Raw genomic sequence first — 13,738 nt, 5'->3', positions numbered from 1 at the left:
CCTGGGCAGGGTGGACGGATGGACACCGAACGCGGGGACGCCGCCGACCGCACCGTCGGCGAGGTCGACCTCACCCGCTGGCGCACCCGCGCGGGCCGGGCGACCGCGCAGGGGTGGACCACGCTCGGTCACCGGTACGGCGCGATGCCGCTCCTGCTGCTCACGCTGGCCGTCGGGATCGGCATTGCCGTCGTCGCGACCTGGCTCGCCTCCGAGGTCTACGACGCCGTCCGCGAAGCCGACGACGTCGCCGTGCTCGACCGTCCGGTGCTCGACTGGGCACTCACCCTCCGGTCGCCCGTGGGGGATCGCCTGGTCACGTGGTGGACCGACATCGCGGGCACGATCGGCATGCCCATCGTCGCCCTCGGGTTCCTGGTCGGGTTCACCATCCAGCGTCGGGCGTGGACCCCGTTGGTGCTGCTCGTCGCGGCGAGTGGCGGCTCGATGCTCATGACGATCGCGGGCAAGGACCTCATCGGTCGAGCGCGTCCGCCGCTCTCCGACGCGGTACCGCCCTACGAGCACTCGCCGTCGTTCCCGTCCGGCCACACCCTCAACGCGACGGTGATCGTGGGGACGATCGTGTACCTGTTGCTCCTGCGACAGTCGCGGGTCGTCACGCGGGTGTGGACGATCGTCGTCGGGACCCTGTTCGTGCTGTCGGTCGGGGCCTCGCGGGTGTTCCTCGGGCACCACTGGCTGACCGACGTACTGGCGGCGTGGGCGCTGGGTCTCGCCTGGCTCGCCCTCGTGATCACGGCGCACCGGCTGTACCTGACGGCGCTCCGCCACGGTGCCGAGCCCACTCCAGACGCAGACATCGTCAAGAAGACTTGAATTGCGATCGATCCTGTTCCAGAAACATCTTCGGAACTTGAACAATCCCTCTTCGAGTTCAAGTTTTGATCCGTAAAGTGGAACGATGGACCTCACGCGCTTCCGGAGCAGCCCCGTCGGTCAACTCGTTCCGGTTCGTGGAGTCGACGGTCGGACCGGCCGCTCGTACGACCACTTCGGTTTCGTACCGGACCCGCTCGGTGAAGTCCCGACATTGTCCGGAGTGACGTGGACCAAGGTCGCCCGCGCGAACCGGGCGCTCGGGGCGCTTCGGCAAGGATCATCTCTGATCCCGAACCCCGGCATCTTGCGCGCTCCGACTCTCCGGCGAGAGGCGCAGAGCACCTCCGCGCTCGAGGGCACCTTTGCGCCGCTGGACGACGTCCTCGCCGCGGAAGCGGTCGGGAAGGCTGACCGGTCCGCGGCTCTGTCCGAGGTACTGAACTACGTGGATACCGCCGAGCTCGGGTTCACCTGGGTGCAGGAGCGCCGCGTCACGACCGGTCTCCTCGAGGAACTGCAGTCGGTACTGGTCCGTGGCACTGCCGCAGATACACCGCAAGCTGGACACATCCGGACGGTTCCAGTGGCGATCGGAACGCGCGGAGGTGGCATCGAGGATGCCCGATTCGTCCCGATGCCACCGGGGACGCCGCTGCGAAGTGCGTTGGGTGACCTCCTCGAATGGGTGGACACGGCGCCTCTGTGCGACATCGACCCAGTGGTCGCGGCAGCGCTCACGCACTACCAGTTCGAGACGCTGCACCCGTTCATCGACGGCAACGGGCGTCTCGGTCGCTTGCTCATCGTCCTGCAGTTCATGCGATCTGACGTCCTCACGGAGCCGTTGCTGAGCGTCTCGCCGTGGTTCGAGGCCCGGCGAGAGGAGTACCAGGATGCGCTGGCCGCGGTCAGTGCAGAGGGGGCCTGGGACGAGTGGGTCGCGCTCTTCGCCGACGGGATCCACAGCTCCGCGACGGACACAGGAGCCCGGATGTCGGATCTTCTGGCGGTGCAAGCGGAGTACCGCGATCGCATCCGAGCAAGCGGAGCGCGGGGAATGGTCCTCGACGTGGCTGACTACCTCATCGGGGCGCCGTTCGTCACGGTTCCGATGTTGGCCAATGCTCTGGGAAAGACCTACCAGGCCGCCAGCAACGCCGTCGCTCGGCTCGTCGATCTCGACATCTTGTCCGAGGTCGAGCGGCAGGGAATCCGTGTCTTCCGGGCCTCGAACGTCGTCCAGGTCACGATGCGGTCGGGGAGCGGAACCCCTCAGTGAGCAGAAGACGTCGAGTCAGTCGAATGGACTCGACACCTTCTGCTCAACAAGCGCCGGGACTCGACGGATGAGCGGGCCCGTCAGCCGCTACCGGTAGGTTGCCCGTCATGGAAGAACGGGTCTTCGGCGGCAGGTACCGCGTCACGGGCACGCTCGGACACGGTGGCATGGCGTCCGTGTACCGGGCGGTCGACGAGCAGCTCGGCCGCGAGGTCGCCGTCAAGGTGTTCCGCATCGGACCGGTCGACCACGGTGAACGCGCCCGCGCCGAGTCGGAGATCCAGACGCTCGCGACACTGCGCAGCCCAGCCCTGGTCACCCTGTACGACGCTGCCCTCGACGACGAGGACGGGGACTCGTACCTCGTCATGGAGCTCGTGCCCGGTAGCGACCTGGCCACCCGGCTGCGCGAGGGACCGCTCGACCCCACGACCGCCGCCCGCGTCGGCGCGCAGGTTGCCGACGGACTGAGCGCCGTGCACGCCCAGGGCATCGTCCACCGCGACGTGAAGCCCGCCAACGTGCTGCTCGAGCGCGACGGCAGCCACGTCAAGCTCGCCGACTTCGGCATCGCCCTGCTCCGAGACGCTTCGCGCGTAACGGGGACGGGCACCGTGATGGGGACGGCTGCGTACCTCGCGCCGGAGCAGGTCCTGGCGCAGGAGATCACCGGCAAGGCCGACGTCTACGCGCTCGGGCTGGTGCTGCTCGAGTGCCTGACCGGCGGGACGCCGTTCCCGGGCAGCGCGATCGAGTCCGCGACCGCGCGACTCACCCGCGGCCCGGAGATCGACCAGCACCTGCCGACGGCCTGGCGCACGCTCCTGCACGTGATGACCGCGCAGGACCCGTCCGAGCGCCCGAGCGCGGCGGAGGCAGCCGAACGACTCCGCGCCCTGGGCCGCGACGAGCCCGGGCCCGCCACGCAGCTCCTGCCCGGTGGTCCCGGCACGTTGACGGCAGCCGGTGCCGGCGCGGCAGCCGGAGCAGCCGCGGCCGGTGCCGCCGCCGCAGCCACGGCTCCGATGGCCGCGCACGCGGACGACGCGACCCGCGTGATGCCGGCGAGTGGTGCCTCCCGTCCGGGTGGACAGCCGGGCGCGGACGACGCGACCCGCGTCATGGACGCCCAGCAGCCGAACGCCGCGGACGACGTGTCGACCACCGTCCTCGGTGCTCAGCGCGGCACCGGCGGTCCGACCGGCGGTGGCGGCGTGCCACCCGCGGCCCCGCCCGTCCGTCCGGGCTCCGGTGACGACCCGGCGAAGCGCGAGAAGCGACGCAAGGGGCCGATCATCACGGCGATCGTCGTGGTCGTCCTGGTGCTCGTCGGCATCGGGGTCGCAGTGTTCGCACTGAACGGCGACGACGACGGCACACCGGCTCCGACGGACACGAACTCGACCGCGCCGACGGAGCAGCAGCCCAGCGAGGAGCAGCAGCCGAGCCAGGAGCAGCAGCAGCCGAGCGAGCCGGCTGAGCAGCAGCCCTCCGAGCCGGCCGAGCAGCCGTCCGAGCCCGCTGAACAGCCGACCGAGCCCGCCGAGCCCAGCCAGGAGCCGTCGGTCGGTCCGGAGCCGAGCGCGCCGGTCTCGAACCCGGTGCAGGAGCCGCAGGACGGCGCCGACCCGGCCGATGGCGCAGCCGACACGACGACCGACACCTCAGCGGACGCCGGTCCGGGCAACTCGGGGAACGCGCCCGGGCAGAACAAGGGCTGACACGCCGAGCGTTTTCGTCCAGACGCTGGACCAAATACGCTTGACCCGTGCGAGAACTGCAACGGAGCGGTGGGCCGACGACGGCCGTCGCGGCGCGGAACGGTGTCGGCTTCGGATCATCGGAGGGGTGGCTGGTCGAACGACCCGCGGGTGACGGCGCCGTCGTGGCGCTCGTCCCCGGGGCCGGTGGCCGGGTGGTCGCACCCGGCGACGAACTGTCGTGGGTCTGGTTCCCCGAACGCACGCTGCCGCACGGCGCCACCGAGCCCACCGAGGCGGACCTGCCGCACTTCTGGGACGCCACGGCCTTCACCGTCGACGTGGTCTTCACCGGCGGCACACGACTGAGCGCGCACGAAGCCGCGCGCGGTGGACAGGCTCGCGACCAGTACGGCGACGCGCTCACGCCCGAGGCGCAGGACGCGGCCCGCAAGCAGTGGGTCGACCAGTGGAACCGTCGCGCGGTGGACCTCACGCCGTTCGCGGGGCTGGTCGTCGACCGACTGGAGGCCCGGCTCGGCTCCGACACGCAGCCGTCGGACGCCGACGGGGAGCGTCCAGCCCTGCGCGGCTGGCTCGACGACGTCCGGATCGCCCCGGCACGCCCGGCACCGGTCAGGCCGCTCGACCACGTCCGCACGACCCGCGGCACGCAGGCGTCGTCACGGTTCTCCCGCGGCAACAACGCGCCGCTCGTCGGCATCCCGCACGGCGGGGTCTTCGGCCTGCCGATGACCGACGCGTCGAGCAACCGCTGGCCCTACGCGTACCAGGAGCACTCGCGCACCGACGCCGACGGGCGGGTCCGACCGGCGATCCAGGCGTTCGCGACGAGTCACATCCCGTCGCCGTGGATGGGGGACCGCGGCGTGTTCCAGGTCATGCCGTCGCCGCTCGACACCCCCGACGTCGACCGAGCCGCCCGCGCGCTCGGCTTCGACCACGACGACGAGATCGACGGTCCGCACCGGTACCGGGTCGCCCTCGACCAGGGTGTGACGGCCGAGATGACCGCGGGGGAGTTCGCCGTCGGCTTCCGGTTCACCGGTACCCGCAGCATCGTGCTCGACCACCACGGGTGGGTCTCCGACGTCTCCGTGACCGTGACCGACGGCACCGCCGTGGTCGAGGCCGTGCTCGACGACCGCCCCGGCACCCCGCCGCACCACGTGCACGTCCGGATCCCGCACGTGACCGCGGACCACACCAGCACCGGCGAGCACGAGCTGCGCGGCTGGCTGGCCGTGGACGGCGACGGAGCGGTCGACGTCCTGCTCGGCATCTCGACCGTCTCGATCGAGGACGCCCGCGCGAACCTCGACGCCGCCGGCTCCTTCGACGCCATGTGCACCCGCGCCGAGGCGCTCTGGACGGAGAAGCTCGCGACCCTGTCGTTCGACGGAGCCACCCCGGACCAGCTGGTGAGCCTGTACTCCGGCCTGTACCGGCTGTTCCTCTACCCGAACCGTGCCGGCGAGACCGCCCTGACCGGGTCGCCGCACCACCGCTCCCCGTACGGAGCCGTCCTCGCCGACCCGATCCGCGACGAGCCCGGGCCGGAGGTCGTCGAGGGGCCGTTCACCACCACGAACGGGTTCTGGGACACCTACCGCACCGCCTGGCCGCTCCTCGGACTCCTCACCCCGGAGACCGCCGGCGAGCTCGCGCAGGGCTTCGTCGAGCACCACCACGACGGCGGGTGGACGCCGCGCTGGAGCGCCCCCGGCGCCGAGGACTGCATGACGGGCACCACGAGCGACACCGTCTTCGCCGACCTCGCGGCGAAGGGCGTCACCGGGTTCGACCTCGCCGAGGCGTACCGGAGCGCCGTGCGGAACGCGACCGTCCCGCCGCGCGACGAGCGCGTCGGACGGAAGGGGAGCCTCCCGGGCGCCTTCCGCGGCCACGTCGACACCGCGACGTCCGAGGGGATGTCCTGGACCCTCGACGCCGCCATCAACGACTGGGGACTCGCGGTGATGGCGGGGCTGCTCGCGTCGCGGGCGGGCACGCCCGCCGATCTGTCCCGGTACGAGGCCGAGGCGGAGTGGTTCGCCCGGCGGTCGCTGCTGTACCGGCACGTGTTCGACTCCGAGCGGGGCTTCTTCATCGGCCGCGACCCCGACGGCTCGTGGCGGGTCGTCACCGAGTTCGACCCGCGTGACTGGGGCGACGACTACACCGAGACGAACGCGTGGGGGACGGCCTTCACCGCGCCCCACGACGGTGCCGGGATCGTGGACCTGCACGGCGGCCCGGCGCGGTTCGACGCCACGATCGACGCCTTCTTCGCGACGCCTGAGACCGGCGCGACCGTCCGCTCCGGCGCGTACGGCTTCCCCATCCACGAGATGACCGAGGCCCGCGACGTCCGGATGGGCATGCTCGGCCTGTCCAACCAGCCGGCGCACCACATCCCGTTCTTCCCGATGTTCACCGGTCGGCACGACGACGCGCACCGGATCGTCCGGGAGTCGCTCGAGCGGCTGTTCGTCGGTTCCGACCTCGGCCAGGGCTACCCCGGCGACGAGGACAACGGCGAGATGAGTGCCTGGTACGTCTTCGCGACGATCGGCCTGTACCCGCTGGCGCCGTCAACGGGCACCTACGTGCTCGTGCCGCCGTCGGTCCGCAGGACGGTGCTGCAGCAGCCGGGAGGAACGCCCACCGTCATCGAGATCGCCGACGGTTCCGCAGGTGCCTACGTGGCGTCGGTGACGGTCGACGGCTCGCCCTGGACGTCCGTCAGCATCCCGCACCACGTGGTGGTGTCGGCGTCGCACATCGTCTTCACGCTGTCGTCCGAACCGCAGGGCTGGGCATCGGACACCCGGCCGGTGTCGGCCTCCGAGGTCCACGGCTACCGGGACGCCCCGGTCGACCTGCTGCCCGTCGGGACGTCGTCGGAGGGCTCGTCGCCACTGGTCGACGACACCGGGCGGACCCTCACGGCGCTCGCCGCGGGGGAGTCGGTGTCGTTCGACGTGGACTGCCCCGCCGCGTCGCTGTACACCGTGACGGTGGCGACCCCGGGGTCGTACTCGTGGCAGGTGTCCCTCGGCGAGACGGTCACGGCCGTCGACGGCGCCGAGTTCACCTGGCCCGGGCAGACCCGGGTGTTCCGGATCATCGGCGGCGGCTCGTCGTTCGTGTTCACGGCGGGTACCGACGTCGGGTTGACGCAGCTCGAGCTGATCGCGGCGGATCGTTCCTGACCGCCGGCCACCGCGACTGATCGCTCGCTCTACGGCGATTCAGAGGCGTCACTCAAGGTCGCCCGGCATGCTCGTCGGCATGTCGATCGCGAACTCGTGGGACCCGTCTGGTGGCCGTGCAATCCCGGAGGACCAGGTCCGCGAGGACGGGCTGGAGCTCGACGAGGACCCGGCGATGCTCGGGATCTCCTTCGACGTCGTGGGTGGCGCCTCCGCCGACCCCGCCGCGGTGTCCCCGGTCGACGTGCGCGTCCCGTCCTCGGGGGCCCCGGCCTCCGCCGACTGAAATCCTGGGGTATCGGCCGCCGGGCCGATCGTTGTACCATCGGAGGGCGCGTTGCAGTAGCGGCGCGAAGTGAGCTCGGCAGCCTTCCGGACGGTCGGTGAGCCGAGCTTTGCGCTTTCTACGGTCTGATTGCTGCAGACACGATCATGGGTTGGGCGCGCCGGCGCCAATCGCCACCCTTGGCCTGGCTCCAAGCGATCGCGTCGGCCGCCCACAGAAGCGGCTCGTGGTGCGCGGTCTCGTGCGCGTACGTGAGCGCATCCCGCACCCCGTGTGCATGAACGGCGTCGTAGAGGACCTTCTTGTCAGCGCGCTCGATCGACACGTCTCGCTCGAGTACGATCCGCTCGTGTCCGGCGCTCGCCGCGAGCGCAACGAGCTCACGCAGGCACGCTGCACGGTCGCTCGGCTCGTGCTTCAGGTCGGACCGGACGAGGTGTGCGCGCACTCCGATCTGGTCCAGGGTCGACAGGACGTGACGCCGTCGAGAATCGCTCTCGCTGGTGAAGTGGAGTCGTCGCTGACCGGGCAGTACGAGGGCTCGTATCTTGCGGCGGAGCGTCGTCTGCTCACCTGGGGCAACGACGACGGCGACCATGAGGTAGCCCTTCGTCTTCGATTCGTCGACGAAGAGCGACGTCATCGACTCGAGTCGGTGGACCGGCCACCGAGAGAACTGGCGGGCTCCGGCATGGGACGAGTCTGCCACTGATGTTTCAGTGGATCGGACCGCCTCGCCGCCGCTGGGGAGACGCGCGGTTCACGCTTGCCGGTCTGCGCCGACGCCAGGGACGCGGTACTTGAAGCCGACATGGGACGCGGTGAAGCCGAGGCGCTCGTAGAACCGGTGCGCATCCGTCCGGGCGGCGTCCGAGGTGAGCTGCACGAGCGGGGTCCCGAGGTCCGGCGCTGCGACGTCGGTCACCCAGCGCATCAGCGCGCTGCCGATGCCTCCCGAGCGGAGCGCACTGCTCACGCGGACGGCCTCGACGAGCAGCCGCGTCGAACCCCGGCGAGCCATGCCCGGGATCCGGGTGAGCTGCAGCGTGCCGACGAGCCGACCGGACTCGTCCTCGGCGACGAGCAGCGCGTTCGCCGGGTCGTCGGTGATCGATCGAAGGGCCGCGGCGTACTGCGGGCGGTCCTCCGGGGCGGCGACATCGCCGCGGGCGGCACTGATCGGGTCGTCGGACAGCAACGCCATCAGGGCGTCGAGGTCGCCGTCGGCCGCGTTCCGCACCACCACCGAACCGGCGCGGGCGGACAGGCGGACGGGCAGGGTGAGGTCGTGGAGCACGACTCCACCCTGCCCGACGGACTCACGGAACGGTGTGCCCCGCAGCGGTGAAGATCCGGTACCACTCCTCGCGCGACAGCTCGACGTCCGAGCCGGCCGCCGAGTCGCGCACGCGCTGCGGGTTCGTCGTGCCGAGGACGACCTGGAAGTGCGCGGGGTGCCGGGTGATCCAGGCGACGGCGATGCCGGTCGGGGTGACCCCGTGCGCGGCGGCGATCTCCTCGAGGACGTCGTTGAGGTCGGCGTACTGTTCGCGGTCGCCGAGGAAGACGCCGTCGAAGAACCCCTTCTGGAACGGCGACCAGGCCTGCAGCGTGATGTCGTTGATCCGCGAGTAGTTGAGGATGTCGTTGTCGCGGGAGATCGACTGGTCGAGGCCACCCATGTTCGCCGTGAGGCCCTGCGAGATGACGTTGGCGTGCGTGATGCTCAGCTGCACCTGGTTGAAGGCGAGCGGCTGCTGGACGTGCTTCTTGAGCAGGTCGACCTGGCCAGGGGTGTGGTTCGAGACGCCGAAGTGGTGCACCTTGCCGGCGGCGTGCAGCTCGTCGAAGGCCTTCGCGACCTCTTCCGGTTCGACCAGGGCGTCGGGGCGGTGCAGCAGCAGGACGTCGACGTAGTCGGTCTGCAGCGCGGTGAGCGATTCCTCGACCGACTCGAGGATGTGCTCGTACGAGAAGTCGAAGTACGCGCCGTTCGAAGTCGGACGGATGCCGACCTTGGTCTGCAGCACGATCTCGGCACGCTCCGACGGTGACAGCGTCACGGCGGCACCGAACCGCTCCTCGCAACCGTGCCACTCGCCGTACACCGCGGCGTGGTCGAACATGTTCACGCCCGCGTCACGCGAGGCGCTGTAGAGCGCGCGGATGTCCTCGTCGCTCATGTCGTTGATCCGCATCAAGCCGACGACGACGTCGGATGCGGTGAGGTCGGTCTGTGGCAACTCCAGTGTCTTCACGCCCCCGATCCTGCCAGCCGGTCCCCGGTGCAGGCAGGCCCTGCCAGTACCTCAGGCGCGTTCGGGCAGCAGGACGGCGAGCACTCCGGAGTCGTCCGTCCACGTACCGGTCAGCTTCTCGCCCTCGGGCAGGGCGGTGCCGACGACCCGAGCGATGACGATCGTGCCGTGGTCGGTCGCGATCGACGTCACCGCGCCCGTCGTGGTCGCGTGCACCGAGGTGACATCGGGGGAGTCGGGTTCGGAGCCGCTGCCGTGGGCCCAGGCGTCCTTCGGCCGCCGTCCGGCATCGTTCGCCAGTTCGAGCTCCGCTTCGTGCCCGCCGGTGACGATCGCCCGGCGCAGGACGTCGGCGTGGACCGGATCGCCCACGGCGTCGTACACCCAGCGTCGCCCGAGCACGGAGTGGTCCATCTCGGTGACCAGGAACGCGTCGGCGCCGGGCAGCGGTGCATCCCGGTAGGTCAGTGGCGCCTGCAGGACCCGGCCGTCCTCGGTGCGGGCGAGCAGCACTTCGACGCCGACCTCGCCGGCGGGGTCGTCGAACCGGAACTGCCCGACGACCTGCAGCGGCGCTCCCGCGACGACGCCGCTCCACGCCTGGTCGGGCAGCCAAGCGGCGAGCGCTTCGGCCTTGGAGGGGCGGAGCGTTGCCTGCTCGATGACTGCCATGTCCCGACCGTACTGCTGCGCAGCACCCTGCCGTCGGCGCACCTCGAGGTCAGTGGACGGAGAACCCGCCGTCGACCGCGATGGACTGCCCCGTGACGTACGCCGAACCAGGGCCGGCGAGGAACACGGCAGCGGCGGCAAAGTCCGAAGCGAGTCCGTTCCGGCCGACCAGCGTCCGCGCCGCGAGCGCTGACACCGCGGCCGGGTCGGAGCCGAGCCGCTCGTTGAGCGGGGTGCGCACGAAACCGGGGATGAGGACGTTGGAGGTGACCCCCTGCGCGGACCAGGCCTCCGCTTGGGACCGGGCCAGTGCCTCCAGGCCGGCCTTGGAGACCCCGTACGCGCCACTCGCGGCGAACGGACGGTGCGCCTGCTGCGAACTGATGCCGATGATCCGGCCGTGGCCACGAGCGGCCATGCCGGGCGCGAGCCGCTGGCCGAGCACGAAAGGTGCGTCGAGGTTCACGGCCATCGTGGCGTCCCAGGTGTCCTCGTCGAGGTCGGCCATCGGCGGCCGGAGGTTGATCCCCGCGGAGTTCACGAGGACGTCGACGTCACCCGCCGCGTCGGCGAGGGCGTCTGCCCCGGCACGCGAGGACAGGTCCGCGACGATGCCGTCGGCCGATCCTCCAGCGGCGCGGACGTCGTCGACCGTCGCGTCGATGGTCGACCGTGTCCGAGCAGCGACGAGCACGTGCGCACCCGCGTCGGCGAGTGCGGTGGCGATGGCGCGTCCGATGCCGGAACTGCCTCCTGTCACGAGGGCGGTGCGTCCGTCGAGGCCGAAGAGCTGCTGCAGCGACATCCGGCCAGGCTAGCGAGGCCCCGTACGCTGGGCCGGTGCGTGACGACCTGCTGCCGATGCTCGCCTGCCCCGTGTGCGCCGAGCCCCTCGGTCGGGTCGACGGCGGCCAGGTCGGCTGTACGACCGGACACCGGTTCGACGAGGCCAAGCAGGGCCACCTGACGCTCCTGCCGGCGAAGCGTCGGGCGCTCACCGCGGACACCCCGGAGATGGTCGACGCCCGGCTGCGGTTCCTGGGACGGGGCCACTACGCGCCCGTCGAGCGGGCGCTCGCCGACGCCGTCGCCGAGGCGACGGCCCCCGGCATCGTGCTCGACGTCGGGTCCGGTCCGGGAACGTACCTGGCGCATGCGCTGGACGCAGCGCAGGTTCCCGACGCAGCGCACGTCCCGGACGGTGCGGACGGGAGGCTCGGGGTCGCGTTGGATCTGTCGGCCATCGCGATCCGCCGCGCGGCCCGCGTCCACGAACGTGCCGGAGCCGTCGTCGGGGACGTGACCGAGCGCCTCCCGGTCGTCGACCACGCTGCCGCCGTCGTCCTCGATGTCTTCGCACCGCGCAACCAGACCGAGTACGCCCGTGTCCTGCACCCCGAGGGCGTGCTGGTCGTCGTGACCCCGCGCACCGGCCACCTGGCGGAGCTGGCCGAGGCGACGATCTCCGTCGACCCGGAGAAGGAGCGCCGGTTGCACGAGTCGCTCACGCCGTCGTTCGTCCTGCGGTCCTCCGAGGACCTGACCTGGACGATGGACCTCTCCGCCGAGGACGTCCACGACGTCGTGCACATGGGGCCGAGCCACCACCACGTCGCACCGGACGCGGCGTTCGCCCCAGCGACGGTGACGGCCGCGGTCACCGTGTCGACGTGGACGCCGACGCGCTGACCGCGGCCACGGGGAACTACAGCTAGCGGTCGGCCGGGGCGACGTCGAGCTGCCAGACCACGCCGAACCGGTCGCGGAGCTGCCCGGCGAGCGGCGCCCAGGCCGAGGGAGCGAGGGGCTGCCGGATCTCGGCGCCGTCTGACAGCACGGCCCAGTACCGCTCGATCTCGGCGGTGTCGTCGCCGTGCACGAACACGTAGAACGCGTTCGATCCCTGGTCGTAGGGCTGCCCGGGCCAGACGTCGAAGGCCATGACCCGGAACCCGGCGTCGGTGGAGACCTGGCCGAAGACGATGCGGTCGGCCCAGGCCTGGTCGTCGAGGGCGCCCATCTGGCCGTAGGTGGCGGCGGTGACCTCGCCGCCGAAGACCGATGCGTAGAAGTCGAGGGCCTCGCGGGCATTGCCGTCGAAGTTGAGGTGGGGTGTCGTTTCGATGCTCATGGAACGAGGATGACCGGCAATGCGGTCAGATCGTGTCCGCTTCTCCGACGAGAATGCTCGACATGGCCGGACCCTCCTCGCGCATGCTCGCGCTGCTGTCACTGCTGCAGGTGCACCGCGACTGGCCGGGCGACGAGCTCGCCGGACGCCTCGAGGTCAGCCCCCGCACGGTCCGCCGCGACGTCGACCGGCTCCGCGAGCTCGGGTACCGGGTGGAGGCGCTCCGCGGGCCGGCCGGGGGCTACCGGCTCGCAGCGGGCTCGGACCTTCCGCCGCTGCTGTTCGACGACGACCAGGCCGTGGCGATCGCGCTCGCCCTGACCGTCGCCCCCGCCTCGGGCGCGGACATCGCCGAGTCGGCCGCCCGGGCGCTTGCGACGATCCGGCAGGTCATGCCAGCGCGGCTCCGGTCGCGCATCGACGCGGTGCAGGCCGTGACCGCGACGAGCCGGACCACGACCGACCCGGACGTGCTGGTGGCGGTGAGCGAGGCCGTCCACCTGCGCGAGGTGTTCCGCTTCGGCTACGGCGAGGACGAGACCCCGCACCGGGTGGAAGCGCACGCCGTGATCGCGCGGAACGGCCGCTGGTACCTGCTCGACTGGGACCTCGACCGCGACGACTGGCGCACCCATCGCATCGACCGGATCACCCCGCGGATGCGCACACGGGTGCCGTTCACCCCACGGCCCGTACCCGGTGGCGACCCCGTGGCCTTCGTGTCGGCGCGCTTCAAGGGATCGGCGCAGGCCGACGTGTGGCCGTGCGTTGGTTCGGTCACCGTGACGGCTGCCGAGGCCCGGACGATCGCGCCCTACCTGCCCGAGGACGCCGTCGTCGAACCCCTGTCCGACGCGCGGATTCGGGTGACGCTCGGCTCGTGGTCCTGGTCGGGGCTCGCCGGAGCGTTCGCGGGGTTCGCGGTCGACTTCGTCGTCGAGGGTCCCGAGGACCTCCGCGACGCCGTCGGTGCGCTGGCCACGCGGCTCCGGGCGGCGAGCGCGCGTTAGCGGGGCGCATGCGTCCGCCAGGGCGGCGTGAGGAAACCGTTAGGAGCGGCCAGGAGGCCCGGTGCAGGATCCAGCATCGGTCCAGGCACCACACGTGGTGCCGTCCGCGTCGCCCGGCGCGGACACCGCAGACCTTCTGGAGTCCCTCGTGTTCGACGTGTTCGTCGTCGCCGGTGTCCTCGCCGTGTTCGGCGTGGTGGCACTGATCGCCAAGGGGGTGGAACGGCTGTGATCGGCATCACCATCGCGGCCGCCGTCCTCGGCATCGCCGCTGTCGTGTACCTCGTCTGGGCGCTCGTGCGTCCGGAGCGGTTCTAGTGGGC

The 13,738-nt window shown here is 71.3% G+C and carries 15 protein-coding genes; 10 read left to right on the top strand and 5 right to left on the bottom strand.

Annotated features, from left to right (window positions below; all coding sequences use genetic code 11):
* The first annotated feature begins 18 nt into the window (after nt 1-18).
* From ITJ69_RS01420 to ITJ69_RS20245, 6 genes are all read left to right on the top strand, one after another.
* Complete coding sequence (locus tag ITJ69_RS01420) at nt 19-840, top strand: phosphatase PAP2 family protein (protein ID WP_194671770.1); 822 nt, start codon at nt 19-21, stop codon at nt 838-840.
* Nucleotides 841-925: 85 nt separating this feature from the next.
* Entirely contained in the window at nt 926-2,122 is a 1,197-nt protein-coding gene (locus tag ITJ69_RS01415; RefSeq protein ID WP_123937024.1) for a Fic family protein, read from the top strand.
* 107 nt (nt 2,123-2,229) lie between these two features.
* Nucleotides 2,230-3,843: a serine/threonine-protein kinase gene (locus tag ITJ69_RS01410; RefSeq protein WP_194671769.1), complete on the top strand. Its 1,614-nt coding sequence runs from the start codon at nt 2,230-2,232 to the stop codon at nt 3,841-3,843.
* 47 nt (nt 3,844-3,890) lie between these two features.
* Nucleotides 3,891-7,058 carry a GH92 family glycosyl hydrolase gene (locus tag ITJ69_RS01405; RefSeq protein WP_323742883.1) on the top strand — a complete coding sequence of 1,056 codons (3,168 nt, stop codon included), beginning with the start codon at nt 3,891-3,893 and terminating at the stop codon, nt 7,056-7,058.
* A 67-nt stretch (nt 7,059-7,125) separates the two neighbouring features.
* Nucleotides 7,126-7,344 (top strand): hypothetical protein, encoded by a 219-nt coding sequence (locus ITJ69_RS01400; RefSeq protein ID WP_131920958.1) that lies wholly within the window; start codon nt 7,126-7,128, stop codon nt 7,342-7,344.
* Between the two features lie 226 nt (nt 7,345-7,570).
* Nucleotides 7,571-8,056 (top strand): hypothetical protein, encoded by a 486-nt coding sequence (locus tag ITJ69_RS20245; RefSeq protein ID WP_228504469.1) that lies wholly within the window; start codon nt 7,571-7,573, stop codon nt 8,054-8,056.
* A gap of 48 nt (nt 8,057-8,104) precedes the next feature.
* On the opposite strand, the gene ITJ69_RS01390 is transcribed toward ITJ69_RS20245, so the two are convergent.
* Genes ITJ69_RS01390 through ITJ69_RS01375 form a run of 4 tightly spaced genes read right to left on the bottom strand, consistent with a single transcriptional unit; the run spans nt 8,105 to nt 11,079 of the window.
* The gene (locus ITJ69_RS01390; protein ID WP_194671768.1) at nt 8,105-8,641 is read right to left on the bottom strand and encodes a GNAT family N-acetyltransferase; all 537 of its coding nucleotides are present in this window, start codon (nt 8,639-8,641) and stop codon (nt 8,105-8,107) included.
* Nucleotides 8,642-8,663: 22 nt separating this feature from the next.
* Nucleotides 8,664-9,602, bottom strand: coding sequence for an aldo/keto reductase (locus tag ITJ69_RS01385; protein WP_194671767.1), 939 nt, complete (start codon nt 9,600-9,602; stop codon nt 8,664-8,666).
* 51 nt (nt 9,603-9,653) lie between these two features.
* Entirely contained in the window at nt 9,654-10,274 is a 621-nt protein-coding gene (locus ITJ69_RS01380; protein WP_131920964.1) for a CG0192-related protein, read from the bottom strand.
* Nucleotides 10,275-10,323: 49 nt separating this feature from the next.
* A complete protein-coding gene (locus ITJ69_RS01375; RefSeq protein ID WP_194671766.1) occupies nt 10,324-11,079 on the bottom strand; it encodes an SDR family NAD(P)-dependent oxidoreductase in 756 nt (251 codons plus the stop codon).
* Between the two features lie 35 nt (nt 11,080-11,114).
* Here ITJ69_RS01375 and ITJ69_RS01370 point away from each other — a divergent pair, with 35 nt between their 5' ends.
* Complete coding sequence (locus ITJ69_RS01370) at nt 11,115-11,963, top strand: putative RNA methyltransferase (RefSeq protein ID WP_194671765.1); 849 nt, start codon at nt 11,115-11,117, stop codon at nt 11,961-11,963.
* A 22-nt stretch (nt 11,964-11,985) separates the two neighbouring features.
* On the opposite strand, the gene ITJ69_RS01365 is transcribed toward ITJ69_RS01370, so the two are convergent.
* Complete coding sequence (locus tag ITJ69_RS01365) at nt 11,986-12,405, bottom strand: VOC family protein (protein ID WP_131845900.1); 420 nt, start codon at nt 12,403-12,405, stop codon at nt 11,986-11,988.
* 62 nt (nt 12,406-12,467) lie between these two features.
* Between ITJ69_RS01365 and ITJ69_RS01360 the strand changes: the two genes are divergently transcribed.
* The 3 genes from ITJ69_RS01360 (at nt 12,468) to ITJ69_RS01350 (ending at nt 13,733) form a co-directional block, all read left to right on the top strand.
* Nucleotides 12,468-13,415 (top strand): helix-turn-helix transcriptional regulator, encoded by a 948-nt coding sequence (locus ITJ69_RS01360; RefSeq protein WP_194671764.1) that lies wholly within the window; start codon nt 12,468-12,470, stop codon nt 13,413-13,415.
* Nucleotides 13,416-13,476: 61 nt separating this feature from the next.
* Nucleotides 13,477-13,647: a hypothetical protein gene (locus ITJ69_RS01355; RefSeq protein ID WP_166673509.1), complete on the top strand. Its 171-nt coding sequence runs from the start codon at nt 13,477-13,479 to the stop codon at nt 13,645-13,647.
* Nucleotides 13,644-13,733 carry a potassium-transporting ATPase subunit F gene (locus ITJ69_RS01350; protein ID WP_017887940.1) on the top strand — a complete coding sequence of 30 codons (90 nt, stop codon included), beginning with the start codon at nt 13,644-13,646 and terminating at the stop codon, nt 13,731-13,733. The genes ITJ69_RS01355 and ITJ69_RS01350 overlap by 4 nt, the downstream gene beginning before the upstream one ends.
* The last annotated feature ends 5 nt before the right edge of the window (nt 13,734-13,738 follow it).

Origin of the sequence: Curtobacterium sp. VKM Ac-2887, from assembly GCF_015350935.1 — a bacterium.
Classification (GTDB): Bacteria; Actinomycetota; Actinomycetes; order Actinomycetales; family Microbacteriaceae; genus Curtobacterium.
The sequence above is the reverse complement of the archived record's forward strand: the minus strand, read 5'-3'. Positions and strand labels throughout refer to the sequence as shown.

What these genes read in the sequence shown, in the direction of transcription:
- ITJ69_RS01400 (WP_131920958.1), top strand. Translation starts at nt 7,126, where the DNA reads ATGCTCGTCGGCATGTCGATCGCGAACTCGTGGGACCCGTCTGGTGGC.
- ITJ69_RS01380 (WP_131920964.1), bottom strand. Translation starts at nt 10,274, where the DNA reads ATGGCAGTCATCGAGCAGGCAACGCTCCGCCCCTCCAAGGCCGAAGCG.
- ITJ69_RS01415 (WP_123937024.1), top strand. Translation starts at nt 926, where the DNA reads ATGGACCTCACGCGCTTCCGGAGCAGCCCCGTCGGTCAACTCGTTCCG.
- ITJ69_RS01375 (WP_194671766.1), bottom strand. Translation starts at nt 11,079, where the DNA reads ATGTCGCTGCAGCAGCTCTTCGGCCTCGACGGACGCACCGCCCTCGTG.
- ITJ69_RS01420 (WP_194671770.1), top strand. Translation starts at nt 19, where the DNA reads ATGGACACCGAACGCGGGGACGCCGCCGACCGCACCGTCGGCGAGGTC.
- ITJ69_RS01410 (WP_194671769.1), top strand. Translation starts at nt 2,230, where the DNA reads ATGGAAGAACGGGTCTTCGGCGGCAGGTACCGCGTCACGGGCACGCTC.
- ITJ69_RS01365 (WP_131845900.1), bottom strand. Translation starts at nt 12,405, where the DNA reads ATGAGCATCGAAACGACACCCCACCTCAACTTCGACGGCAATGCCCGC.
- ITJ69_RS01360 (WP_194671764.1), top strand. Translation starts at nt 12,468, where the DNA reads ATGGCCGGACCCTCCTCGCGCATGCTCGCGCTGCTGTCACTGCTGCAG.